Annotated in this window: 22 protein-coding genes and 5 pseudogenes; 13 read left to right on the top strand and 14 right to left on the bottom strand. The window is 60.5% G+C overall.

The features are described 5' to 3' along the window. Positions 1 to 12: 12 nt before the first annotated feature. The 5 genes and pseudogenes from C2L64_RS51235 to C2L64_RS51210 form a co-directional block, all read right to left on the bottom strand. A complete protein-coding gene (locus C2L64_RS51235) occupies positions 13 to 396 on the bottom strand; it encodes a TraR/DksA family transcriptional regulator (protein ID WP_090837595.1) in 384 nt (127 codons plus the stop codon). A gap of 606 nt (positions 397 to 1002) precedes the next feature. Beyond that, positions 1003 to 2057: pseudogene (locus C2L64_RS51230) on the bottom strand (IS110 family RNA-guided transposase). Between the two features lie 321 nt (positions 2058 to 2378). Then, entirely contained in the window at positions 2379 to 2951 is a 573-nt protein-coding gene (locus tag C2L64_RS51220) for a 2OG-Fe(II) oxygenase (protein WP_244144540.1), read from the bottom strand. 266 nt (positions 2952 to 3217) lie between these two features. Beyond that, positions 3218 to 3919 carry an integrase core domain-containing protein gene (locus C2L64_RS55695; RefSeq protein ID WP_244144539.1) on the bottom strand — a complete coding sequence of 234 codons (702 nt, stop codon included), beginning with the start codon at positions 3917 to 3919 and terminating at the stop codon, positions 3218 to 3220. A gap of 653 nt (positions 3920 to 4572) precedes the next feature. Continuing rightward, positions 4573 to 5343 carry a S1 family peptidase gene (locus C2L64_RS51210; RefSeq protein ID WP_090837652.1) on the bottom strand — a complete coding sequence of 257 codons (771 nt, stop codon included), beginning with the start codon at positions 5341 to 5343 and terminating at the stop codon, positions 4573 to 4575. Positions 5344 to 5428: 85 nt separating this feature from the next. Between C2L64_RS51210 and C2L64_RS51205 the strand changes: the two genes are divergently transcribed. Together C2L64_RS51205 and C2L64_RS51200 are read left to right on the top strand one after the other, a co-directional pair. After that, positions 5429 to 6061: a class I SAM-dependent methyltransferase gene (locus tag C2L64_RS51205; protein WP_090837597.1), complete on the top strand. Its 633-nt coding sequence runs from the start codon at positions 5429 to 5431 to the stop codon at positions 6059 to 6061. A 483-nt stretch (positions 6062 to 6544) separates the two neighbouring features. Then, positions 6545 to 6811, top strand: a complete 267-nt coding sequence (locus tag C2L64_RS51200) for a hypothetical protein (protein ID WP_090837599.1) — start codon at positions 6545 to 6547, stop codon at positions 6809 to 6811. A gap of 38 nt (positions 6812 to 6849) precedes the next feature. Here the strand turns inward: C2L64_RS51200 and C2L64_RS51195 are convergent, their stop codons facing one another. Then, positions 6850 to 7350, bottom strand: a complete 501-nt coding sequence (locus C2L64_RS51195) for a DUF1643 domain-containing protein (RefSeq protein WP_090837601.1) — start codon at positions 7348 to 7350, stop codon at positions 6850 to 6852. 35 nt (positions 7351 to 7385) lie between these two features. Here C2L64_RS51195 and C2L64_RS51190 point away from each other — a divergent pair, with 35 nt between their 5' ends. Both C2L64_RS51190 and C2L64_RS51185 read left to right on the top strand, forming a co-directional pair. Next, on the top strand, positions 7386 to 7694 hold the full coding sequence (locus C2L64_RS51190) for a hypothetical protein (protein WP_090837654.1): 309 nt from the start codon (positions 7386 to 7388) through the stop codon (positions 7692 to 7694). A gap of 65 nt (positions 7695 to 7759) precedes the next feature. After that, the gene (locus C2L64_RS51185; protein ID WP_090837604.1) at positions 7760 to 7978 is read left to right on the top strand and encodes a hypothetical protein; all 219 of its coding nucleotides are present in this window, start codon (positions 7760 to 7762) and stop codon (positions 7976 to 7978) included. Positions 7979 to 8156: 178 nt separating this feature from the next. Here C2L64_RS51185 and C2L64_RS53955 read toward each other — a convergent pair whose 3' ends face one another. Then, the gene (locus C2L64_RS53955; protein WP_158660678.1) at positions 8157 to 8327 is read right to left on the bottom strand and encodes a hypothetical protein; all 171 of its coding nucleotides are present in this window, start codon (positions 8325 to 8327) and stop codon (positions 8157 to 8159) included. A gap of 35 nt (positions 8328 to 8362) precedes the next feature. Here C2L64_RS53955 and C2L64_RS51175 point away from each other — a divergent pair, with 35 nt between their 5' ends. Next, the gene (locus C2L64_RS51175) at positions 8363 to 8578 is read left to right on the top strand and encodes a hypothetical protein (RefSeq protein ID WP_090837607.1); all 216 of its coding nucleotides are present in this window, start codon (positions 8363 to 8365) and stop codon (positions 8576 to 8578) included. Positions 8579 to 9058: 480 nt separating this feature from the next. Here C2L64_RS51175 and C2L64_RS53950 read toward each other — a convergent pair whose 3' ends face one another. From C2L64_RS53950 to C2L64_RS51160, 3 genes and pseudogenes are all read right to left on the bottom strand, one after another. Then, positions 9059 to 9232, bottom strand: coding sequence for a hypothetical protein (locus tag C2L64_RS53950; protein ID WP_158660677.1), 174 nt, complete (start codon positions 9230 to 9232; stop codon positions 9059 to 9061). Between the two features lie 272 nt (positions 9233 to 9504). Further along, positions 9505 to 10164 (bottom strand): annotated as a pseudogene (locus tag C2L64_RS51165) (IS110 family RNA-guided transposase); the annotation flags it as partial. Positions 10165 to 10438: 274 nt separating this feature from the next. Further along, a pseudogene (locus C2L64_RS51160) lies at positions 10439 to 10956 on the bottom strand (DUF5131 family protein); the annotation flags it as partial. A 328-nt stretch (positions 10957 to 11284) separates the two neighbouring features. Here C2L64_RS51160 and C2L64_RS54475 point away from each other — a divergent pair. From C2L64_RS54475 to fusA, 4 genes are all read left to right on the top strand, one after another. Continuing rightward, on the top strand, positions 11285 to 11476 hold the full coding sequence (locus C2L64_RS54475; protein WP_167449629.1) for a hypothetical protein: 192 nt from the start codon (positions 11285 to 11287) through the stop codon (positions 11474 to 11476). 275 nt (positions 11477 to 11751) lie between these two features. Further along, positions 11752 to 11967, top strand: coding sequence for a hypothetical protein (locus tag C2L64_RS51150; protein WP_090837656.1), 216 nt, complete (start codon positions 11752 to 11754; stop codon positions 11965 to 11967). Between the two features lie 1487 nt (positions 11968 to 13454). Further along, on the top strand, positions 13455 to 14174 hold the full coding sequence (locus C2L64_RS51145) for a BON domain-containing protein (protein WP_322789398.1): 720 nt from the start codon (positions 13455 to 13457) through the stop codon (positions 14172 to 14174). Positions 14175 to 14366: 192 nt separating this feature from the next. Further along, positions 14367 to 16442 (top strand): elongation factor G, encoded by a 2076-nt coding sequence (gene fusA, locus C2L64_RS51140; protein WP_090837612.1) that lies wholly within the window; start codon positions 14367 to 14369, stop codon positions 16440 to 16442. Between the two features lie 587 nt (positions 16443 to 17029). Here fusA and C2L64_RS51135 read toward each other — a convergent pair. Beyond that, a complete protein-coding gene (locus tag C2L64_RS51135) occupies positions 17030 to 17407 on the bottom strand; it encodes an ead/Ea22-like family protein (RefSeq protein ID WP_090837614.1) in 378 nt (125 codons plus the stop codon). Between C2L64_RS51135 and C2L64_RS51130 the strand changes: the two genes are divergently transcribed. After that, positions 17406 to 17690: a hypothetical protein gene (locus tag C2L64_RS51130; RefSeq protein ID WP_090837616.1), complete on the top strand. Its 285-nt coding sequence runs from the start codon at positions 17406 to 17408 to the stop codon at positions 17688 to 17690. The two genes, C2L64_RS51135 and C2L64_RS51130, sit on opposite strands and share 2 nt — an antisense overlap. A 341-nt stretch (positions 17691 to 18031) precedes the next feature. On the opposite strand, the pseudogene C2L64_RS51125 reads toward C2L64_RS51130, so the two are convergent. Both C2L64_RS51125 and C2L64_RS51120 read right to left on the bottom strand, forming a co-directional pair. Beyond that, positions 18032 to 19347 (bottom strand): annotated as a pseudogene (locus tag C2L64_RS51125) (IS701 family transposase). Continuing rightward, positions 19337 to 19894: pseudogene (locus C2L64_RS51120) on the bottom strand (transposase); the annotation flags it as partial. The pseudogenes C2L64_RS51125 and C2L64_RS51120, both read right to left, overlap by 11 nt. 235 nt (positions 19895 to 20129) lie before the next feature. Here C2L64_RS51120 and C2L64_RS51115 point away from each other — a divergent pair. Continuing rightward, entirely contained in the window at positions 20130 to 20351 is a 222-nt protein-coding gene (locus tag C2L64_RS51115; RefSeq protein ID WP_090837619.1) for a hypothetical protein, read from the top strand. A 162-nt stretch (positions 20352 to 20513) separates the two neighbouring features. Then, positions 20514 to 22040 (top strand): FAD-dependent oxidoreductase, encoded by a 1527-nt coding sequence (locus C2L64_RS51110; protein ID WP_090837622.1) that lies wholly within the window; start codon positions 20514 to 20516, stop codon positions 22038 to 22040. A gap of 961 nt (positions 22041 to 23001) precedes the next feature. On the opposite strand, the gene C2L64_RS56555 is transcribed toward C2L64_RS51110, so the two are convergent. Next, entirely contained in the window at positions 23002 to 23283 is a 282-nt protein-coding gene (locus tag C2L64_RS56555; RefSeq protein ID WP_158660676.1) for a hypothetical protein, read from the bottom strand. A gap of 17 nt (positions 23284 to 23300) precedes the next feature. Between C2L64_RS56555 and C2L64_RS51095 the strand changes: the two genes are divergently transcribed. Then, positions 23301 to 23621: a tetratricopeptide repeat protein gene (locus C2L64_RS51095; protein WP_090837627.1), complete on the top strand. Its 321-nt coding sequence runs from the start codon at positions 23301 to 23303 to the stop codon at positions 23619 to 23621. The last annotated feature ends 59 nt before the right edge of the window (positions 23622 to 23680 follow it).

Genomic DNA, 23680 nt, shown 5'->3' with positions numbered 1-23680 from the left:
CTGATGGGCTTCCTATTGACGGGTGGCGCGGTGTTGTTCGAACGCCGTCTGGCATGAAACGCAGCGGGCCGTGTAGGGCGCGGCGACAAGCCGCTCATAACCGATCGGGTCGCCGCAATCGACGCATGCCCCGTAGCGGCCGGCAGCGATGCGTGCCAGCGCCGCGTCGATCTGCTGCAGTTCGTCGAAATCGTGCCGCGCGAGCGCAGTGCGCAAGTGAACGCTCGCTTTGCGCGATGCGGTCTCGTCGGGATGCGACTCGGGGCCCAGCTCTTCGGGCGGCCGTGCTCCGGCGAGATCGCCGTATTCGCCGCGCAGCGTCGCCAGCAGCTCACGACGGCGCTCGCAGAGCCTTTGTTGTAACAGCCCGAGTTCGGAACAGGTGAGGGTGATCATGGACAAGGCTCGATGTGTTCTGTAACGCTACGCCAACGAGTGGCATCGCGAAGGCGTTCCGTCATGTGCGTACTACGACATAGGCCAAACCAAGCATGCACCCGGCGAGCGGTTAGCACAATGCGACAGTAACGATCCTGAGTCACGTCGCGCAAGCCCTACCAATGAAGCCGTGACGCTGGGTGGTGAGATGAGTGGCACCCGCACAATTAAATGTTTTGTTTAACTCACGCGCGATATGAGAAAAGAGGCAACGCGATATGCGGGACGACCCGAATTGAACCGCTTATAAGGACCTCCCCATTTCTGCAAGCAGGTTTCGATGGGTCATTGGCCAAGTACCGGTAGCCAGCACTCGAGACGTGAGCGGCGTGGATGGCGGAGAGACAGACTGCATGCCTATAAACGGCCTTATTGGGCGCTATAACAGCTGCTGAGCCCGGGCCCGGATAGTAACCGCGTAGCGGGACTCCATCCCCGGGTCGGCGAGTCGATTCGCTGTGCCGCCTTACGGTTCATCGAGTTCGCCCGCTGCCGGTCTGACCTGTCCGCTATCCTTTACCTATGCGTCTTCGAGCGTGGAGTAATTACTGGTCGGCTCCTGGTTTACATGTGTGTTACCACACGCGGAGCATGGTCCACATGTGATGGATCGAATTTCTCGCCCTTCGCGAGCACGGCCCAGAGAATGCGCGCATGCTTATTGGCGACGGCGACCAAGGTCTTGTAATAGCCGACGCGGGCCTGCAGCTGAACGATCCAGCGCGAGAGCCTGTCGGCCCGTCGCGGTGCAGTACGAATGGCAGAACGCGCGCCCTGATATAGCAAGGTTCGCAGATAGTCGTTGCCTTGCCTGGTGATGCGTCCAAGCCGTTGTTTGCCGCCGCTGCTATTCTGCCTGGGTACGGTACCGAGCCAAGCTGCCATCTGACGACCATTTTTGAACTGCCGCGCGTCGACAACAGTTGCGACAGCGGCAGATGCGGTCAGTGGGCCCACGCCGCACACCTCCATGCAATGTTGCGCCTGTCTATCATGGACGGCGTGTTCAGTGATCTGCTTTTCGAGCCAGGCGATTTCCTGATCCAGCACCTGGCACTGCATCCAGCCACGCATCAGCGCCTGGCGCGCAGGACCTGTAAGTTCGTTGCTACCGTCCTCGAGACGTTCGACGAAGTGCTTAGCAACGAATGGATGCCTTGCGGCAGAAAGACGCCGAACTCGGCAAGCAGCCCGCGCAACCGATTCACCAGCGCGGTACGCTCCTCGGCGAATCCGGTCCGCATGCGGTGAAGGACAAGCACGCTTCGCTGGGCAGGCGACTTGATCGGCACGCAACGCATCTGTGGACGGCTAGCCGCTTCGCAGATTGCCTCGGCATCCTGTGCATCATTCTTCACGTGTGGACCTCCTTTTGCGATAGGGGCAGCGAATTGCGGTGGAATGAGCCGGACATCGTGTCCGAGCGAGCGTAACTTGCGCGCCCAATAATGGGCACCGCCGCACGCTTCCGTCGCCACCAAACAAGGCTCAAGATCGGCGAACCAATTCACAAACCGTTCGCGAGAAATCGCCTTCCGTACAACGACACGTTAGGCGCCGTCAACTGCGTGAACCTGCATCACATTCTTGGCCAGATCCACACCAACGCGAGTAATCATGTTCCATGACTTCCCCCTTCGCTGAAGGTTGCGTAGCAACAGCCATGATGGCGCCGATAGGTGCCGCTCTGGCGATGGGGGAGGTCCTTACCAATTCCCGGGAAACCCGGGGCGGTTCACTCTTCAACGTCGCGCAAGCTCAACTGGAAACGGAAGGCGCACTGCGCAACTGATGACGCCAGTTGGAAAACTGGTGACCGTGGTAGAGCGCTTTCGATTACTTCATCGTCCAATCTTACTCGACCGATCCCGCAAGCTGACAGAGCCTTTGGCATTGCCAGCAGTTTGCAGCGAGCGGAAGGCATGAGAACCGCGGGGAGATCACGAGCGACGTCTAAACCATCCCGTGAGCGACATGCGGTCGCGCGTCGCGGGCAATACTTCGTGCAGCATGTCGGCGGATAGAAACACTGCGATCCGGCTGCCGACCGGCGAAATGTCCTGCGTGCTCAAGCCCTCTGGATGCAGCCGCAACGCGCCGCCGTGCTCAGGCAGCCAGTCCGCATTCAGATAGACGATAACGGACACCGTGCGACTATCGTCGTCACGAAGTTGATCGCGGTGTTGCAGATACGAAGCGCCCGGGGCGTAGTACGCGAAGTGGCTTTCGTATTCTTCGAGTCCCAGAAAGAGCCGGCGATTCAACGCGATACGCAGCATTTCCATGATCGCGAGATACCGGTCGCGGGCTTCGGACTGGCCCGCCTCCAGCCACTGAATCCGGTCGCCGCGCACATCAGGCTGGAGCGAACGCGCCGCGCCCTGGCCGACACGCGCCAATGTGAGCGTTCCGGCTGTCGCAAGCGCTGCACATTCCAACGCCAGCGCGAGCGTCAAATCCGGTGGAAAAAAATTGTCCTGTTCCGACCAGCCATGGTCATGAATGGCATCCACGATACGTCGATGCTGTTCATCTCCGGATGCATCGCAACGCACCGGTGAGTGTGATCGGGTCACTGCTTGTTCCTCGAACGAAGGTGCTGGGTGGAAATTCGAACGGCCGTCCAAGGCGGGTATCGGCAAGCGGGCTTGATCTGAGCGGAAGATACTAACACCGACCTCTGACGAGTCCTGTGGCCGGCTCTCCGCATGGTCGCCACAGGGGTGTCCATCCCGAAAAAAGCATAGCCTGCGCTTGAACGAAATCTGGACTACTCCGATTATGCTGCCCGTCGCTCGTAATGGTGATGCAAGCCGCCAACATCCGGGAATTCGACGACCGTGCCGCGATCGTGCGGCTGCACTGGTCTCGGGTCGGGACAATTCATGTCCAACGACAGGTGTGTACGCCAACAATGGTAGTAGTCGAAGTACCGGGTGAGGATGCGCCGCAGGTGGCGTTCGTTCAGGACAGTGACGTGATCCAGGCAGTCTCGCCGGATGCTGCCGATCAGGCGTTCGACGTACGGATTCTGCCATGGGCTGCGAGGGGCGGTGAGAACCTGTTCGACGCCCATGCTCCCGATGTGTCGCCAAAAGGGCGCGCCATAGATCGCATCGCGATCCCGGACGAGGTACGCGCTATCGCAGGGGAAAGCCTCGACGATCTGTTGAGCCGTCCAGTGCGCGGTCGGATTCTCCGTGACATTGAAGTGATTGACCTGGCGCCTGTCATGTGTGAGGACCACCAGCACGAACAGCACCCTGAAGCCTGCCGTCGGCACAGTGAGGAAATCGATCGATACGAAATCGCGGACGTGGTTTCTCAGGAACGCCTTCCAGGTCGGTGAGGGCGGTGTGGGGTGGCGCAGGCGATACTTCTCCTCGGTCGACTTCGCCACCTCGATGCCGAGCTTGCGTAACTCGCCCAGGATGCGCGGCGCGCCCCACCGGGCACTGGCCGCCGAGATCTTGCGGATCAACTCACGGTTGTCCTGGCTGATCGGTGGCCTGCCCGGCGTGCCTTTGCCACTGATGCGCGTCCGGTGGTCGCGGAATCGCTTACGCGGCCATACGATCACTGTAGCGGGCTTTACGAAGACGAGGACCTCCCGCCACCTTGACCAGCGACGCGACAGCCAGGACCAGAAGATACGGTCGGTGGACGCAGACGTGGCCGGTAGACGGACCGCTGATAGACCGTCAACTGATGTCGCAATGCGACGATCTGGAGCTGCAGTGACAGCCGCGAGCAGAACCACATGGCCTGGAACGCGATCAACGCACGGGCGAGGGGTGGCACGATTCGAAATCCTCTGGGTGACAACACGTTAAGAATGCCAGAGTGAGGTGGATACCCAATCAAGCAACAGAATCACCAACTTCGAATTGTCGGGAATGACACCCCTGCCGTTGGCTGAGCGTGATCCGCGCGCCTAGCTGGCGACAGGCTGATTTTCACTTGGTGGGATATGGGTAACTTTAGCCAAATTGCGCATCGTGGGTTATCGCACTTCTGCATGAAACTCGCTTGTCGGTATTGGCTCGTCCGAAGCAGTTTCGCGTGCTTGAGTCTTCAATGTCTATGGGACAGTTCCCAAAAGCCAGCGGCAGAGGCCGTTCCCGACTCCATGCGTCAGCGGTCCGGTGTCGCTGGCATCGAACGCGCCAGCGCCGGGCCTTCCGTGAGCGTCAGCAGGATGTCGGCATACCAGGCGCAGTTCAGCCCGAGCGCCTCGTCGAGTTCCACGTCGCGCGAGCCCACGTCGAGCCGCGCCGAGTGAACGCCGAGCAGCATCCACGGCAGGTCGCCCAGCGCCGGATTTCCGCCGGCCAAGCGCTTGACGACGGGTGCCCCGCTGGTGCCCCGGTGGGTACGCGCATCGGTCAGGAAGTACCCCTTGCCCTGGAATCGCATGCCGAATGAAGACGCGATGACCGCCTGGCGCACGACTGGCAGGTGATGCAGCGTGTCATGGAAGCCGAGCGGAAAGCCCACGACCAGCAGCGAGGAGCCGACCTCCACCTGGTCGAGCGACCCATGCAGGTGAGCGGGCGTGAAGGCACGGTAGGCCATCCGCCGGGGCAGCGCCGAGCGCTCGAGCTCGATCACCGCCACGTCTATTTCGCCCGCGGTGTCGAGCCCCTGGCGCCAGATGCTCTTGCCGTTGCGGTACAGCGGAATCGAGAACCTGGTGGATCCCGCCATGTTGTCCGGGTCGACGTGCAGCTCGATCTCGAGGCGATCAGGGAAGTGCTTGCTGGGTTCGTCGATCACGACGTGCCGGCTGGTGACCAGGAACAGCCGTTCATCGCGTTCGAAGAAAAAGCCACTGGCATTCGTCAACAGCCGCTGACCCTCGAAGGTGGAGACGCGCGAAGCGACAAGCAGAATGGATTCGATCATGGCGTGCCCGTGGGGCGTGGAGGCGGTCCACGCATTATGCGCATACGCGCGCTGAATCAGCAGGGGATCCAGTAGACTGTCGCCCATGAAACTCCATCCGCACGACGTGGAAAAAATCGCCTCCCTGACGCTGGAGCACTACAACCTGCGCGCCGAGGATTTCCGCGAAGGAACCCGCGACCACGATGTCAGCCAGAACATCGCCGCACTATTGAGCCATATCGAAGGCGAACCGCCTTTCACGATTCTCGATTTTGGCTGCGGGCCCGGGCGCGATCTCAAGGTATTCGCCGCGCTCGGCCATGTCGCGATCGGACTGGACGGCGCCGAGCGCTTCGCCTCGATGGCGCGCACCGACACCGGGTGCGACGTGTGGCAACAGGATTTCCTCAAGCTCGATCTGCCGGACGGGCGCTTCGATGGTGTATTCGCCAACGCGTCGCTGTTTCATGTGCCGAGCCAGGAATTGCCGCGCGTCTTGCGGCAATTGCAGGCCACGCTGAAGCCCGGCGGCGTGCTGTTCAGTTCCAACCCGCGCGGCGCGAACGAGGAAGGCTGGAATCGCGGCCGCTACGGCGCTTACCACGATCTTCAAACGTGGCGCCGTGTCATGTCGGGCGCCGGGTTCGTCGAACTCGATCACTATTACCGGCCCGCAGGCTTGCCGCGTGAGCAGCAGCCGTGGCTGGCCAGCGTGTGGCGCAGGCCAGTATCGTGACAGACATCGCTTCCGCTTCCGGAACGGCAACGTTCAGCCCGTGTGCCGCGCGGTAACGTTGACAACGTGCTCGCGCCGGTCGTCGACCAGTTGAAACACATTGACGTTGAGCCAAGATAAGCTCACATTCGTCGTCGCTGTCTGGTCCCTGCGAAATGCCTCGCTTACATTGAACAGAGAACCGCCCGCTGGCGGGCGCGTCACGAGCCGTCTAACTTGAATGGAAAATCGGCCACAAACCCGGGCCAGAACCGGCGCGGTTTTTAGTCAACAAGTTAGACAAAGACACTGCGTGAATTCGCATACAAGTCTGCCATTGCATCGGTTAAGTGACCGAGCAATGCTGTGGTGTCAACGCCGCCTTGATCGAGATAGAGCCACTTCGACAGACTGCGGATCTCGGATTGAACGTGTTGTCCGTCCACTCGATTTTGCTGTTTTCGCTCATGCTAGGAATACTCCGTATGAAGTTAGGAGAGCATCATGTCGTCGCCATTGGACCGGGAGATTGATGCGCCGCGGTATCGAGTCGTCGTCAACGGTCGGCCGGCGTATCGAGCTGAATCGCCCAGCGAAATCGAGGGATATGTGGCGCGAGCCACCATTACAAGGCTGGACGGGTCGCCGGTCTATGAAAGCTATCTCCAGTATCAAATTTTCGAAGGCGAAATCTTCATTGATCTCGAATCGGCAATACGCGATGGCGAACAGCGGGCACGAGACGCTATCAACACTGGGTTCCCGCACTAGAAACGTATCCCGATGAAGGATGGCAATCATTCGTCGGCTCACTTCTCTGCGGATGCCGCGATAGGACGCCACTCGATCAGCGGTTGATCGGAGCGGACATATAGGGGGTGACGCGGCGATCCGTCCTTGGTTGTGCCGAGGCACCACAGTCGCGCGCCGGCGTCGATCAAGATGCTGGCGACGCGAGCGGCGCGCTCAGGCTTGGCATTCGATCCCCACGCGCACACGACGTCACCGCATACGCGCGCGAAGTTCCATAGGTAGTCGTCGTTGTCGGGGCCGACTGGATCGGGGTGCGACCACAGCGCCACAGGGTCAGTCGAGCGCAGCGCGTACAGGTTCGCCACAGCTAGGCCGTTGCAGTCCCACAGCTTCGCGAAGCCCCGGCAGCGGCGGATCGTCGGATCGTCGAACCTTGAATCCGCCGTGCTCGGGTTCAGCATGACGAACAGCGCCGTAGATTTCATCGGCGACATCGATTCGGCATGACGCTTCAGCAGGTAGCGATACGTGCCGCAAGGGCTGATGATTGCGCTCATGCTACGATTCCTTCATGAGGATGACGGAGGTGGATATGGCTACGTTTGCTATCGACGGTGTACGCATCAGTCCCGCTACTGACCGCGTCACGCACGTGCGCTGGGCTCTCATCGACGCGAAGACACACGAATGGCTTTCCCCGCCCCAAATCGCAGAGGTAGCCGCCGCAGTAAAGGCCATCCGTGCGGGAGACGTCGTTTGGTCCCTTTTTACCCTCGGTGGTGTGAGATTTCTGGGTCCAAAAATAAAGATCGTTGCGCACCCCGGTGGTCATGATGGGATCGACACGGAGATCCCCGACGGGAGTATCGAAAAGTCCATAGACGATCTGCCTAACGTTTGACTGAGTGCCTGTATGCGCGGTGGTAGTCATATTAGGGTTCCTTGAAAACGACGACGTGGGCCGGTATGCAGTTCGATTACAAGCGGTTCCACATCGACGCTTCGCCGCTCAATGAAAGTGGCTATTACTACGCCCGCGCGAAGATTTATCGACGCGACCCGGGAGGCAGTGAAGCCGTCGAGGCGAAGTATTCGGGCGACATTGGCGACTATCCCTCCGACGCGGATGCTTTCGAGGCGGCGCAGCGTTGGGCGATCCAGTGGTGCGATAACAGATCCGGATAGGGCACGCGCACGGAATCCTCGAAATTACTCCGATACGCCGATTCGACGGAGACTGGCATGAATTTCGAATACACGCGCACGCACGGCGAGAAGCGCACTTATCATGTCACTCTGAATTTGACAAAGGCTCAGACGGGCGAATTCGGCTATAAGGCTTGGGTTCACCACGGGGCCGACTTCAAAGGTAACGGCTTGAATTCCACTTACCGCAACCGATCTTGACGCAGCCATGATGGAAGCGCGGAAGCGCATCGAACAGGGCATCGAAGATCTTGCCGGGATCGACGAATAGCATCCCTGTAGCGCTAACCTCTTCGGCGGCGCGCATGTCGTCGACGTAGACCGTCATGCTAGGATTCCTCCAAATTCGACTGGGAGACCGGCGTGTCCTACAGAACCAACATCATCAACGGACACCGCGTGCACATTGAAGTCACCGGCGACGACAAACAGGGATGGCTCTGGTGGTACACCATTGACGGAGGTATGCCTCGTCGAACGGACGGAAGGCCGCTTCCCACGGAGGAACTTGCGTTGTCCGAAGCCGAGGACGAAGCAATGGCCGACTGCAACAGCATGCCTAAGGGCGACGGCGACTGATTGCTCGGTCCTCACGCTTTATCTCCCTTCTCTGCGGATGCCGCGACCTCTCGCGGTTTGCGCTTGATCGTCAAGTGTTACGGTTCCGTTGCGGTATTGCACCGAACTGTCGACGTACATGCGCTCGCCAAGATTCACGTCGAAGTCGTATGGTCCCAGCTTCGCGCCATTGGCAGGGAAACGGTCGCATCCACGCGTTGGACTGCTTGGCAATTCTTCCGCGACACCGGCACATCCATCGCCTATGCTTGAATGAGCGGACAGTCTGCGTTCCCTCGCAATGTCTGCGGCTGCCTCGCTTCCGTCGGAAGCGGGGCTTTTTTCTGCGCTGTCAGCGACAGGGGTGATAGGCGAGCCGACGTCGACGGGAACGCCGCGCAGCGCGCGATACCCAGCAATGAATACGCCGCGCGGTCCCACGCCGGCCTCGCTGCCTTGAGTGCCATGGAACAGGCCGCGTGGAATTCGGGGCTTTCCTCGTTAGGCATCGGCGCGGTGCCGCGCGCGTCGTCGAACTTCGCGGTCGATCTGCTCTTCGAGTTCATCGATCAGCTCGAGCACGCGATCTTGCTTCATGCCATTGCTCGTCACATAGTCGCGCACTACGTCGCGAAGAACCTGCAGCTTTTCGTCGATCGAAAGATGTTCTTTCATGGTTGTCGTTGTCCTTGCGGATAGATCAGCCGCGGAGGCGATGAACAAAACCGGTCGGCGTGCGCTCGATGTCGCCCTTGCTGCCGTTGAGCAGCCGTTCGGGGTCGCTATTCAGCGGCGAAATGAACAGGGATCGCCGGTCGCGCCGTCGCCTTGATGTAGTCGACTTCGACCTTGGCGCTGTCGACGAGCACGCCTGCCACCTGCGCGACGGCGCGCGCACGGTCTACGTCCATCGGGTTCTGGTGGTCGCGTAGCGCTGCAAGGATCTGCATAAGGTGTTCGCGCATACCCGTCAGTGCCTTTGCTATTTCGTCGGTACTGCGCTTTACCCGGGAGTTACGAAAGCTGGCCAGTACCTTCGGATCGCGTTCGCCCGCGACGATTGCGCGGATGATCGCCTGTCCCGTCGTTCCCGTGATGTCGCTGAGCACCTCGGCAAGCTGCAGGTTCATCTGCACCAGCGCCTTTTGCATACGCTGCACCCAGCTGGCCTGTTGGATCAGCAGCACCTCGCGTTGGCGCGTCACCGCACGCGCGACGCACACCTCGTTGCCCGGACTCCAGGCCGCCCGCAGCAGCCCCAGGCTCATGAGTTTCTGCAGCCAGGCAGTCCCGCACGTCGCTTTTGCGACCCGGCACGTTCTTCATCTGCCGTGCGTCGAACAGCCAGACCGTCAGCCCGCGCTGTTCCAGCACTTCGTAGACCGGTATCCAGTAGACACCCGTCGATTCGAGCGCGACCGTGTCGATCCCGCAGGCGAGCAGCCAGTCGGCCATCGCGTTCAGGTCTTCGGTCATCGTGCCGAACTCCCGAACCGGCTCCTCGGCCGTTGACCGGGGACGGTCACCCAGTGACTGGAACCGCCCACATCAATGCCCGCTGCGTTCGGAAATACCTCGGGATTCTCTTCCCGCTTGCGCATCGCCATTGCCTGTCTCACTGTTGTTAATGGATGGCAGCGCCATGGGAAGCGTCGTATTCGACTCGATCTCTCAAACGGGATGCGGCTCGCGCCGCTCACCAATGTCACCGACGATTCCCGGACCATGCTCAGTACCGGGCTCGCTACACGGCGTCCCCAGACGCCATGAGCTCGCACCAATGCAATATCGGTCATCACGGCGCCGCCGTTCACCTTGTAGCGCATCGTCATCCCCAGCATCGTTTCTTCAGGAACACCGTACCCGCCTCGGGTTTGGGAAGCTCAGGAATCGCACGTGCGCCTTCACCTGCATGAGTTTCGGAGTATCGCGGTTCGCCTCCTCCTGATTGACGACCGTCGGGCCGAGCCAGACGTTGTCGCGGCCGGCGCACCAGTCGTGCGATGGCAGCCGCCGCATGGCGTTGCCGATCCGCTTCGTGAGCAGCAGCCAGTTCCGGTTCGGCGTGAGTTTGATCAGGTCCCACAGGTCGCGGCGCCACTCCGGATCGACCGCGTTGTCAAACACGTCGGCGAGTGACGCGCAGAACACTCGCTGCCGTCGGTCATGCTTCGCGAAGAACTCGGCGTGTGCCTTGTTCCACTGCAACGGCCTGCGCCAGTTTGCGGGCGAGGTGCGGCGCCGCGGTGCGCCTGGTCCCCAGTTGATCGCGGTGCCCCCGGCGAAGCGGCATTACGAGTCTCGGCGTCGCAGTGGTCGCAGCCAGGCCGGACCTTCTGGCAGCCTTTCCATGGATTGAAGGTGTGGTCGGTCCACTCGATTTTGCTGTTCTCGCTCATGCTAGGATATCCTTGATAATCACGATGGAGACGAACATGGCTAAGCCAGTTATCTCGCCCGAGGAGGTCATCGCTGAAGTAAATGGGCGAATCCCGAGTCACCCGGCTTATGCACAGGGTATGCATGCGTTTCTGGTTCTGCGCGGCTCCGATAGCAAGACGGCTAGCGGATACGACTGGGAACCGGATGGCCTTGCGACTACGGGCGTCGTGCAGCCACCGCGGAACAGGTCGAAGCGGAGTTTGACGTTGATCCACACATTTCCCGCGCGCCTCATAGCTGACTCCCAAGTGCTACGATTCCTTGAAAGGCGAACAGGAGATCGTCGTGGACGATGAGATCTACGCAACTCACACGCACATCGCACGAGTTCGCGTTATGAAGATTGTTGCAGGCTCTTATCGCGGAATCGGTCATCTGCGAGAAGTGGGTGCCGAACCTGAATCGGACGATCCGCACGAAACCGAACTGGATTTCGCGCGTGAGGACCGGGCGCGAGATACAGCGCGCGCTTGCTAAAAAATTGCTTAAAGAACAAGCGTCCTGAATTGTCGCGCCAACCCTCAGAGCTTCGGCAACTGGCGAAGCGGAGGAGGTAGCGATGTGGACTTGCCGAAACTGCAGTGCGCGATTTGCCTCCGATGAGGTCATAGCCCAAACCGACGAAAGTGGATTTTTTTCATTTGTCGCGACTGTGACTACCGAAACAAGTCGGTGAACAAGGTCCAGACGCCGGGGGGCGCCCGCCGTTTATCCAGCGCGACGACGAGTGGAGCACCTTTTCGGAGACGGCCATGCAGTTCGACTACAAGGAGTTTCACATCGACGTGTCGCCTCTTGATGAAGGCGGCCGTTACTACGCACGCGCAAAGATCTACAAGCGCGCGTCGGCAGCCGGAGATGCCGTCGAAGTGAAGTATTCGGGTGACCTCGGCGATTACCCCTCCGACGCGGACGCAATCGAAGCGGCGCAGCGCTGGGCGATCGAGTGGTGCGACAACATGTCGTGATAAGGTACGCGTACGGCTTCCTCGAAATGGCTCTGATATGCCGATGATTTGGTCTCCGTGGACCGGCTTCGGCACCGCGCCGCAGTCGCCGGAGTGGCATTGATCAACCAGTTGCTCATATATCCTCGCCGGCCAATGCCGAACTGTTGAGTGCCGGGTGCGTTGGCTCGCTGTGCTAGCATTCCGCAGAGCCACAGGTGAGGCATCTATGACTTACGAACAAGCGCACACACGATTTTTGACGGCACTCCAAGCGACGGTTCGACTCGTTAAGAGTCTTAAATATGTGCAAGCCGCAGATGCTGTCGTTGAAACTCTGAACGTCTTTCTGACTGATGCGGCTGAACTGCATGATCGACGCGAACAAGTAGATGGCGTCCGAGACTACAGTCGATCTTCAGCTCATTGATGTACATCGCTGCGTGGTACGAAGAGCCCTCCACGGATACGTCGATTGCCACAGACCACAGGCATGCACTTCGTGAAGGCACGGCCAAGATCGCAATCCAGCTCTTTGAGACCGCTATCCAACAACTTCGATAGTCGTCTGAAAAAGAGAGGGCCGGGACTGCGCCCGCTAAAACGCGAGGCTTGGGGGAGCCGCCGCACTCGCAATTCGGCCTAGCGCTTCGATTCAGGCTCGTCTGGCACTTCCTTGAAGGTACCCCAGAGATGAATCCCGCTACAAATGAAAAATGGACTACTGAGCAGATAACGCGTTGATATCGTCCATTGGTGAGCCTTTACGGGATCAGGTGCGGCGATTCGAATAGCAGATGCGTGCGACGCGGACGTCGTTCGCATCCCACTGCTGCACGGTTGCGCAAAGCAGGGCGACAGCAGCGAGGGCCGAAGTCGACACTGCGACGTATTTAACGAACGCGAGCCTTACCAGGCACCAAAGAGGCGGCAGAGGCCTTCAGCGATGAACGGGAGCGACACGAGGATCGCGGAGCAGAGCAGCGGGGCGCTTCGTTGTGCGGCGCGAGTACTGCTTCAGTTGGGCCTGCGTGAGCGGGTGGGATTCGCTAGCGAAAAACTCCAGCTCGTTGACGATGCACGTCGTTGTGGTGTGCAGCGGTTAAATCGCTTCCATCTCATCCCTCCCTCTTTCCCAAGGGTCTGGGGCACAAGAACCATCATAGGAAACGCGTCGGCGCAGCGCCGGCCATTTTCACCCGTGGAAGTATGCAGCGGCGACCGGACTGTTACAGAAACCGCATCGCTGATAATCCCGAGGATTTTTCGCGAAGCGGCTTTTGCCGGTGCGAAATGCCTGTACGAGGTAGTGCCCGGTTGCCACAGTCGTGACAAAGCCTGCCCGAGCCCAAGCCCAGAGAATCGCATACGACTGAGTGCCTATAATCGACTAAGCGGGGCCGGACCCGCGCACTGCGAGGTGGGCCAGGTCCGCGAGGCGGTCCATTGAGTGAGCCGCGCCATGAACTTTTTGCGCGAGGCGGATCATTCGAGGCAGTGATACAGTCTTGAAGCAGGTACTGGCGGCCTTTGAGCGCGAATCGCACCTGATCCTGCAAAACCATCTCATCCATATGAGTTTCAGCGGCGGCACCTTGACCGTAGCTGGCGAGGTGCCGGATATCGCATCCAGGAAGCGCATCATCCATTTGGCGCACTCGCTCAGCGGTGCGGCGGAGTTGGTAGACCACCTGCGCGTGAGAGTCGAGTCGCCGTTCGGTGACGGGGCCATGCGCGACAGTGTGTGCGAGCGGCACTTGCAAGCCGTGGACTTTCGCAACTGCGTGATCTGTGCGCGCGTCAAGGGGCAGGTGGAAATACTGCGCGGCACCATGGACGCGGCAGGTAACGACGATGGCAGCGGCGCCATCGAAGTCACCGTTCAGCACGGCGTGGTGACGCTGACGGGACAAGTGATCAGCCTGTCCCACAAACGCCTGGCCGGGGTGTTCGCCTGGTGGGCCGGCAGTTGCCGCCAAGTGGTGAACCTGCTGGACGTGTTTCCAGCCGAGGAAGACAACGACGACGGAATCACCGACGCCCTACACCTGGTGTTGGAAATCGATCCCTGCGTGGATGCCGACCAGATCACGATCAAGTCGCTGAACCACACGGTGACACTCGAGGGTTGGGTGTCGAGCGAGGCCGAGCGCAGACGGGCGGAACAAGACGCCTGGTACCTGGACGCGATCGACCAGGTCGTCAACCGCATCGACGTGCGGGCCTGATTCATCGACAAAAAACTTTCTGCCCATGGCGTACCCCCGATGGTTTCGGCTACCCGCATCGAGAGGTTGTTGCAAAATCAAGCGAGGCGGTTCCGGCGGCCTGGCGCGGCTGCAAACAGTACAGGTAGTATGGCAAGGCCGCGCCGGAGCGCCAGCCAATATCATTTTGCAATAGCCCCCAGGAGATGACCTGTGGCTGCAACCTCCGTGCCGATCGCCGGCATCCGCAACATCGGCGTCATTGCCCACATCGACGCTGGCAAGACCACCATTACCGACCGGATTCTCTTTCACACGGGACGTACCCATCGCCTGGGCTCGGTCGACAGCGGCACGACGGTGACCGACTGGATGGTCCAGGAGCGCGAACGCGGCATCACGATCGTGGCGGCGGCCATCAGCGCGCGGTGGCGCGACTGCATGATCAACCTGATCGATACCCCGGGGCATATCGATTTCACCGCCGAAGTGCAGCGCTCGCTACGGGTGCTGGATGGCGCCGTGGTGGTATTTGATGCCGTGCATGGCGTCCAGCCGCAAAGCGAGACGGTATGGCGGCAGGCCGATCGCTACCGGGTGCCGCGGCTGTGCTTCATTAACAAAATGGATCGCATCGGGGCCGACTTCGAACGCGCGGTGGCCAGCGTGCGTGAGCGCCTCGGTGTGCCGGTGGCGTGCCTGCAAATGCCTGTCGGCCACGAAGCGGCGTTCGAAGGCGAGGTCGATCTGCTGTCGATGCAACTGCTGCGCTGGGGGGCTGCGCAGGAAGGAAAGCCGGAATGCGGTCCCGTACCGGCTGAATATCGTGCGGCGGCCGAGGTCGCGCGGCAGCGCCTGATCGAGTCCGTTGCCGAGGCTGACGATGAACTGCTCTCGCTTTATTTGGCCGGCGGCGACATCGGGACGGAGCCGTTACGCGCGGCGCTGCGCCGTGCCACGCTCGCCAATCGCCTGTTTCCGGTTTGCTGTGGCGCCGCGTTACGGGATATCGGCGTGCAACCGCTGCTGGACTGCGTGGTCGATTTTCTGCCGTCACCGCTCGATATCGGCGAGGTACAGGGAATCGATCCCGACAGCGGCCTCACGATCTGCCTGGCGCCGCGCGACGAAGAACCGCTCGCGGCGCTGGTTTTCAAGATCGTCAACGATCCCTACGTCGGCCACCTGGCCTATGCGCGCATCTATTCGGGCATGGTCCGCGCCGGCATGGCGCTGCACAATGCCACCCGTAACCGCAAGGAGCGGGCCGGGCGCCTGCTGCGCATGTATGCCAATCACCGCGAAAACGTCGAGGCGCTGCACGCCGGGGAAATTGGTGCGTTTCTCGGCCTGAATCAGATCTATACGGGCGATACGCTGTGCCACGCGGAACGCCCCGTAACGCTGGAAACAATCACTTTCCCGGAGCCAGTCCTGCGGGCCACGGTAGAGCCGAAAACGCTCGCCGAGCATGGCCGCATGGCCGAGGCGTTACGCCAGTTGACCGACGAGGATCCGACCCTTCAACTGAGCATCGATGAAGACAGCGGCCAGTTGCTGATTGCCGCCATGGGCGAACTCCACCTCGAAATCATGCTGGACAGGTTGGAGCGCGAATACGGTGTAGCGGCGAAAATGGGGCGGCCGCGCGTGGCCTACAAGGAAACCATGACGCGCGCAGTGGCGGCTGAGGAGGGGCGTTTCGTCCACCAAACTGGCGGGCATGGCCAATACGGCCATGTGATTCTTTCGCTGCACCCCGGCGCGCGCGGCTCGGGCATGCGATTCGAAAACGCAATCACCGGCGGGGCTGTGCCGCGCCAGTTCATCCCGGCGGTGGAGCAGGGTGTGCGCGATGCCGCCGAAATCGGAGCACTGGCAGGCTATCCCGTCACCGACATCGAGGTGCGTCTCGAAGGCGGTTCCAGCCATTCTGTCGATTCGAGCGAATTCGCTTACCGCGCCGCGGCCATCCAGGCATGCCGCGCGGCGTTCAGTAAGGGGCGGATGGTGCTGCTTGAACCGATGTTCCGCATCGAGGTGCTGGTGCCGACTGAGTACACTGGGGTCGCGCTGGCGCAGCTCGGCGCCCGCCGCGCCGAGATTGAAGCGGTGGCGCCGCGCCCGGGCGGTGTGGAAGCGATTGCCGGCCGAGTGCCTCTCGCCGAAATGTTCGGCTACGTTACTGAATTGCGCTCGGTCACCCAGGGCCGCGGACTGTATTCCATGGAGTTCGACCACTATGCGGAGGTCGAGCTTGAGGTGGCTGGCGTGTCGTCCCGGAGTTAAATTAAACGGCGGCACAACTTTCATCGGTCGAATTCAGTCCTGCCGGCGTGGTTCGAAAACTGCCGTTTTTGGGTCACACACAGGCGAGCGGAATCCGTTTGGGCAGCGTCATTCCGCGCTTCGTGTGTAATCCTCAACGTGCTGGGTCCCGGTACCGCACACGCCAAGCACAGCTCACGCATAGCCATCCCAACAATTTCCTGGGCGGCGTCTCCTATCTGCAAACGTAGGCAGGCACAGACACGAACAATTTTCACGATCCGCGCCCTCGGACTGCCACCATTCGTCCGCCGGTCACCGAATTGACGGCGTACAACGCCGACCAGGCGGTGGTGACGGTGAGCGACGGGACCTTGCTCGTGTTTACCACCTGGCTGCCACATTCGGTGTCAGTGTGAACACGAACGCCCGCTCGCGCATCAGCGTTAGTTTCAATGTCATGTTCACCGCTTACGACACGACCATGAGCCTGCCGCTATTGGGCCAGGACTAGGTGCCAGCCCGGCCCCTGTAGATCTCAACCCGGCCCGATTCCTGTCGGGCGTGGGGTTATCTCATTGGGTTGTGACACCAACCGAAAACACGGCTTACTGATGAGTGGCCTCGAGCACGACCGACTTCGCGAGGTCGTGCAACTCGGGTATGTCGATGAGCGCCGACAGTTGCGCATTCTCAAACTGAAGCCTTTCGACCTGATCGAGCAGGGCCAGGACCGTTGTAGGGTCGACAGCTGATATGTGGTCCACGTGGGCAACGCCGCAAGCGACGTCGGCATGGTCTCGGCGTACCATAGTCGTATGCAGTACGCCGCCGTCGGGGCCGCGCCCCGCAGTGAGGCGCTTAGCGCTATTACCAGTCCACCATTTCCACGGTCCCGGCGTCGCGCGCTTGGCAATCTCACGCAGCTTGTTCGTGTCAATGTTCATGCTGCGAGAGTCTTCCTGAATGATGATGGAGATTGACATGACCCACGCTGAGAACACGTACAACGGATTTCAGTACCTGGTTCGAACGTTTGCGAAACAAGGCGTCGGGGGCGAGCACTTGCAAATATTCGGATTCAACGGTTTCGTGCTTATCCCTCGCGAATTTGATGCAGAGCAACCCATGCAAATCCCCGTTCAATGCCTCGAGGAAGAGGGGTATCGTCAAGAAGACTGGGCGTTGGATGCAGCGATTGATGAAGCGAAGGCGATCATCGACGGCAAGCGTCCGCTGAAAGACCCGAAAACGTTCCGAAAGGGCTAGGTCAAAAACTGCACGGTACGATCGTCTATGAGTCACAGGATGAAAGGTGTTCGCGCTGTGCTCTCGCTCAAAACGCTGACGCATTCCTGGAGATGCGGCTGTTGAAGTGCTGTTCGTCCCAACTGCCGGTTCACGTGAATGTCTCGGATCGGCGCAGCCCCTCGCGTGCCTGGTAGCCAGCGGTCCCGCGTGGACAACGTCCGCAGTAGCGTCTGAAACCAAATACTTCTTTCTGGTCGTTAGTCTTCTCATAATTAGTTGCGCAGTCTATTACCGTACAGGAAGAGTGCGATCGTTGCATGGGCCGTAGTCCAAGCAGGATACGCAACGTGGAAATGGAATCAGGAACGTGGCGTTGAGCGCGCTGGACTGCCCCGTGGGATGTAATCCGGGGGAAGTGCAGGCAGCGCGCGTTCGAGGAAGTTTTTTTATCGCGCACATCTGATTGCATCCTGAGTCGCTGAGCCATCAGAAATCCATATGCAGCGATACTCAGTGTGGCGCGGTGGTGAAAGCCACGCCAGCCTCGCCCTTCGTAATGACCGAGCCCGAACTCCTGTTTCAGGTCCTGATAGTCGCGCCCGATGCGCCAGCGCATCTTGGTCACGAGCACAAGCTGCTCAAGTGTCGCCCCCTCGGGGGCGGTAGTGAGAAAGTATTTGAGCGGCTCCGTATCGCCATCAGGCCATTCAATAAGCAGCCATTCTTCGTCGCGAACGGTACTTCGCCAATAATCGCGATGTGCGGGATGAACCCGCGCGGCGGCAAAGCGTGAGGATAGTGCTGCGTTGCTACCTTCCCGCCAGCTTACGGTCTGCCAGGCGTTCCTGGGTAATTGCATGGCCAGCTCCTTCACCGCGAGCGGTTCGTGGCCGGGCGCACGGCGCAATAATGTCGGTGGCTTGCCGCGCCCGCTCCAGGGCCTGGGCGGAAGTGGCGCCGTACCGTGAGCCCACACAGAGGTGCCAGGCCGGATCCCTACCGCGTACAACAAGCCCAGTTCAGTTATGCCATCCCGGAAAGCGGTTTCGTCGCCGTACCCAGCACCGGCCAGCACGATGCCCGGTGCGACGCCGGATGCTATAGCCTCGCGAAGTTGGGCCAACGCAATCTGGGGCTTGGTCTCGAAGGCCAGATCGTCGCGAATGCGCGCACGACGAGCACGTTCGCGGTCGTCAATCCATTCCTTGGGGACCTACAGCTGCCACGCAATTGGCAGGCTGCCGCGTTGCGTCGCGATCGACAGGCTCACGGCGACCTGACAGTTGTCCTGTTTGCCGAGCTGCCCACAGTACTGACGTGCCACCCCGACCGAATGATGCTCCTTCTTTGGAAAACCGGTGTCGTCAATGATCCAGTAGCAACCGGTTCCTTCAGCAGCGTGCGCGTCTAACGCGGGCTTCACCCATTCGCGGACCCGCTGCAAGGCCGCCCGGTCAGACCATTCTGCCTTGGCCACAAAGTGGTGGAGTGACTGGTGCTTCGCACTCGCGTGCAGTGGGTCAATATGCGCGGCCATCGGCTCGACGCTCTTACGGGACAACGGCAATACCAGACCCGAACAGTAGCCCTTGAGGCCCGCATGGCGATCGGCGTGCTCTAACGCCCGCGCCAGATGGTTCAGATATGCGTCAAATTCGTCGATATCTTCTCTCATCGCGATCCAGTTCGTTCATGTAGCGTGCGATGGCTTGCTCGAGTTGCTCCATTCGAGCCTGGATTTTGCGGTCGGTGAAGTTCTTGTCGCGGTTGTTCACCGCTTTGAATTTGCTGCCATCGATGGCAACCGCAGCATCTGTGAATAGTTTCAACCGCCGGCAAAGCAATACAAACTCCCGACAGACCTTGCGGATCGAATCGCCGTTGTCCTTTCGGAAATCAGCGATGGTCGTGAAGTCTGGAGTCAAGCGGCCCGTCAGCCAGATCAGCTCGAGGTTCCGCTGTGCTTCTCGCTCGAGACGACGACTAGATTGGAGCCGATTCAGGTACCCGTAAATGTGGAGTTTGAGCAAGGTAGATGGGTGATATGACGGTCGGCCGGTTAAGGCGGGCGAAGCACGCTCGAAGCCAAGACTCACCAGATCAAGCTCATCGACGAAGACGTCAATCACGCGTACGGGGTTCTCGGCGTCGACGTAATCGTCGAGAGACTCAGGTAGCAACGCGATTTGCTCTCGAGCCGCGCTTTCGATGAATCGCTTCATGGGCCACCATCGGAAAACGTGTTGACTAAATATAGGCGATCAACGCGTTTTCACACACCCGGTCGAATCCGGTCCCTGGCTTCGCTCATGAGCGGCCATTCGTTGAGCGTCGGACTCGATAGGGTACGGACGACTGCTATGGACTTCTGGCCATCAGCGTGGTGGTCCGCTTTGCTGGCAAGGACTATCCGCCCACATCGCTCGCAATGCTGCATGGTTTCCTCGCGGCATCGCCGTGACGCCGCCGATCTACGCTGCAGCAACGGTCGGCCTGCCGAGCTTGGCGATCTACGCCACGGTGCTGTTTGTGGTTGCCGCCGGTGGCGGTGTCCCGATGAACCTGGGCTACCATTGGAAGAAGCGGTGGCTGCCCAGGGCGCTGGTGGTCGTGCATGCGCTGCCGGCGGCCGTTGGATTTATCCGCTCGGTGGTGGCAACGTTCTCGGCACGCGGGTAATCGCGCCGGGGTGACCGATCCAGCCGGTAACCTGCGACGTCGGGTGTCGAGGCGCTCCGATGAAACCGAGCCGGCCGGTCGGCTATGGCAGTCGGTCGCCATCAGCGCCCCGGGGCGATTACTCGCCCTTGCTACCGGGGTCAAGCGCCCACGGAGGTCGACATGAGCAGTGATACATCGAATGAAAGCGGTCCTGATCTGGCGCAGGGCGTGCCCATCGAATCGCTCGGCGGAGCTGGCCTGTTGTCAGGTCACGTCGGTAATGACGCGGTGCTGATTGCACGGCTCGGTGATGAATTCTTCGCTATTGACGCTGCCTGTACTCACTACCACGGCCCGCTCGCCGAAGGGTTGATCGTCGGGGGCACGGTACGGTGCCCATGGCATCACGCCTGCTTCAGCCTGCGCACGGGGGAAGCGGTGCGGGCTCCGGCTCTGAGCCCTGTCGCGTGCTGGTCCACGGAGGTTCGGGGCGACAAGGTTGTCGTTCTGCACAAAAAAGCTCCACCTGCCGGTTCGGTGTCCGCGCCGGCCGGAGCGCCACAGAAGATCGTCATCGTCGGCGCAGGGGCTGCAGGTTTCGCCGCTGCTGAGCGTCTGCGGCGCCTCGGCTACGTGGGCAGTCTCACGATGCTGAGCGACGACGAGGCGCCGCCCGTGGACCGGCCAAATCTCTCCAAGGACTATTTGGCCGGCAGCGCGCCTGAGGAGTGGGTGCCGCTTCGCGACGACGCTTTCTACGCAGATCAACGCATTGATCTGCGGCTGAAGGCCGGCGTCGTACGCCTTCACGTCGCCGCGCAGGAAGTGGAGTTCGCGGATGGGAGCAAGGTGCCCTACGACCGTTTACTGCTAGCCACGGGAGCCGAAGCGGTTCGCTTGCCGATCCGCGGCATGGATTTGCCGCATGTGCATACCCTTCGCTCGCTGGCCGACTGCCGCGCCATCATCGCTCGCGCGGCGAGCGCGCGACGCGCGGTCGTGATGGGGGCTAGCTTCATCGGACTGGAAGTGGCGGTGTCATTGCGCGCGCGTGGACTAGAAGTACACGTCGTGGCGCCAGAGCAGCGTCCGATGGAACGTGTGCTTGGGCCACAGATGGGTGACTTCTTGCAGCGGTTGCATCAGGAACACGGCGTCGTCTTCCACCTCGGGAACACCGCCAGCGCGATCGACACGCAGCAGGTATCGCTTAAAGCGGGCGGCAACGTGGAGGCCGATTTGGTGGTCGTCGGCGTCGGCGTGCGGCCACGCCTGGCGCTGGCCGAGCAAGCCGGCCTCGCGATCGACCGCGGCGTGATGGTCGATGCCTGCTTGCAGACAAGCGCGCCTCGCGTCTTCGCTGCTGGCGACATCGCTCGCTGGCCGGATCCGCACAGCGGCGCGGCCATTCGCGTGGAGCATTGGGTTGTCGCTCAACGCCAGGGACAAACGGCGGCGATGAACTTGATTGGCGGACATGAGAAGTTTGACGCCGTGCCATTCTTCTGGAGCCAGCACTACGATGTCCCGATCAACTATGTCGGGCACGCGGACAGCTGGGATGAGATCTCGGTTGACGGCAATATTGCAGGACGCGACTGTGTGTTGCGCTACAAGCGAGACGGACGTGTCGTCGCCGCGGCCTCTATCTATCGCGATGCAGAAAGTCTGCGGGCAGAAGTCGAGATGGAGCGCGACTCACCTTGACGCCAGAACGAATCGCAAATGGATTCCTCACCAGGCCGAGGCCGGAGAACATGCTCTATCGGCCAACGCACGTCCTTAAAGATGACGCGACGCTCCGCTGGAGAGTGGGGAGCGCCGCAAAGCGCGACACCGCGGTCTTGACCGCTTCCTCGCGCATCAACACGGGGGCAGGGCTGGCAGGGTCGGCAATGTCCGAGGCGGCGTCGCTGCCCTCCTCGACCTCACGGTCGACGCCGTGAAGGGCCATCTGACGCGGGGTCGTTGTGCGCATCGCGCGGCGAATGAAATGTCGCGCGTTCTATTTGCTTCAACTACATAACGGCGACGATCCGCCGGCGTGTACTTCCTACAAAGCGAGCGTCCCGTCTTATCACAGGCGAGAACCTGCACCCACAACACTTGACATCGCACGCTCGCCGCGGGACGCAAACCCTCGCAGCGTCTGTGAAGAAATATGGCTCGGCGTGAGCGAGGCACCACACTTCGGGCAGGACGGGCTCATCTCCCCAAATAGATCGTCAGGTCCGTCGTAAGTACCCTTGTGATCGAGATCGCGCAGGCTCGCCATGTACCAAGCGGCCGAACGTTGCTCAGCGTTTCCGGTCTCGACGATGGCACCGCGATGTCCGCACGGACAGGTTACGTAGGTAAATTTTCGGGTCAGCATGATTTCCCAAATGACCAGGTGAGATTCTCAGTCACGCATACACCGTGCCAAATGTAAATGGCAGTGGTGCAATTCGGATGCGTCGGTCTGTACGCGCGAGTTTTTGATGAGCAGGAGCCAATGCGTAAGCTGAAAGACATTGACGGATTGCTCAACGGGCGCCACTTTGATCGCTATCTCTAGCGGTCGGCGGTACGCTGAAGAACTCCCGCAGCAGGGGGCTGGCGGAGCCTGCATTTTGTATTGAGCCCGGTCTGAGTCCGCGTCGAAACGTAACCTGAGCTTAAACTGGCATTACAGCTCATCGACCAGATTGCCGAGGAAAACTACGACCCGACGCAGTACGAAGACGAGGAAAAGAAGCGCGTTCTCAGCGCTATCGACGAGAAGATTGCCGGCAAGCAGATTGTGACGCCCGAACAGCTGGAAGTGTCCGCTACCGGCGAGGTCATTGATCTGATGGATGCGCTCCGCGCGAGCCTGGCCAAAAGGAGTCAAGGCCAGGCGACCAGCCACCAGGGCCAAAGCTTCTGCAGGCGATGTTGCCGCCCTTGCCACGAAGGAGCGCATAGGCATCAAGCGCGTCGAAAAGATTGAGGAACCACCTGATCGGGTACACCAACCTGGGCGTTCTCTTGTGTGAAGAGGGACGCTGCGAAGAAGCGCTGGCAGTGTTTGACAGGTTTTTGGAATTCTTCTCCCCGGACGATTGCCAGCCACACTTCAACCGCGCCGTTGCCCTGGAAGAGCTAGACTGCGCCGAGGATGCGCTGAATGGCTACAGAAAGTGCCTCGCGATTGAGCCGGACTACGCGGATGCACACTACAACCTTGCAAGACTTAAGGAACTTCGAGGGGACAAGCAAGGCGCGCTCCGGCACTACAACGGGTACCGCCGTATCCAGGGCTTTTGATAGACGGGGTCTAGGCTCGGTCGTAGGCACTAACGGCGGTCGCCTCAACGCACTGAAGA

The organism is Paraburkholderia hospita (genome assembly GCF_002902965.1).
Taxonomy (GTDB): Bacteria; Pseudomonadota; Gammaproteobacteria; order Burkholderiales; family Burkholderiaceae; genus Paraburkholderia; species Paraburkholderia hospita.
Note: the sequence above shows the minus strand (reverse complement) of the source record. Positions and strands in the feature narration are given on the sequence as shown.